The following is a 1,076-nucleotide window of genomic DNA, read 5'->3' on the forward strand; positions in this document are numbered from 1 at the left end:
GCCCATCACCCTTCCGCTGTGGCTGGGCTGGCTGCTGATCAACGCGTTTCCCGACAGCGTGGAAGCATGCATCCAGTACAACGTGCCCTACACGCCCTTTCCCACGGACATCGACGAGTTGTGCGGCATGGCATCGCCGCAGGTGAACGACGATGCCTAGCATCATGGGGACCACACCATCTGCACGTTTAGGCGGTTGCTTCTTCACCGCCTCCATCGGCCCGGCCAAGCTGGAGCCAGAGGGGACGCCACAGTGAATAGCGGAGACCATCAAGCGGCTGCCGCCCAGCCTGCGCCTGGGCGGCACGCCGCTCTATCAGAGCCACACTACCGGTGAAAACGCCCAAGCCCGACGACGTGCGTCGCGATCCCACACTGGCCATGATGCCGCGACGGGGGCCGTTGCGGCATCAGGCACCGAAGGAATGACGCCGTTTCCACACGGCTTTTCCGAAACATCCGAGACCTGCGCGCCTTTTCCTGCGGCATTCTCCCCCGCAAGTGACAGCCCATAGACGGCCACCCCAGTCGGCGCCACAGGTACGCCGGCCGGCGGGTGATATCGCCTTGCCAGGAACTTGCCATGCCACGCCAGTCCGCCCTGCGCTTCACCTTCGCCGTCGTCGACAGGGTCGACTTCGAAGTCATCGCGTTCGATTTCGACGAAGCCCTCTCCGAGACCTTCCGTCTCGACGTGCAGCTGGCCCACGCCGGCCCCGCCATCCCGCGCATCGGCCAGGAGGTCATCGTCGACTTCTGGGACGGCGATCCTGACCAGCCGGTCATCACCGGCCGCACGTACCGATCGAACCAGTTGCCGGCCTACGCGCTGCCGCGCCACAAGACCCGCATGACCATCAAAAGCCAGACCCACAAGGGCGAGGGCTACAACGAACTGCGCTTCGAGGACGAGAAAGTAGTTTGAGGATTACCACCGTGACCCTGCCCCTCAAAAAAGCACTTCAACCCGCGCATCCCAGTGAGAAGCCAAGGAATTGCGCCATTTCGCCGCCGTCGTGCCAGCGCGGCGTCCCGGTCTACCCCCTGCGCTACGGCATCGCTGACAAGGGCTTCGA

1 protein-coding gene is annotated in these 1,076 nt (G+C 64.0%); it reads left to right on the forward strand.

Annotated elements, in window-relative coordinates:
- The first annotated feature begins 583 nt into the window (after positions 1-583).
- Entirely contained in the window at positions 584-925 is a 342-nt protein-coding gene (locus tag AC1DO7_RS41335; protein WP_441643395.1) for a hypothetical protein, read from the forward strand.
- Positions 926-1,076 lie beyond the last annotated feature (151 nt).

This window comes from Cupriavidus sp. 05N40 (assembly GCF_056397305.1).

Coding starts and splice junctions, on each gene's coding strand:
- AC1DO7_RS41335 (WP_441643395.1), top strand. CDS start 584: ATGCCACGCCAGTCCGCCCTGCGCTTCACCTTCGCCGTCGTCGACAGG.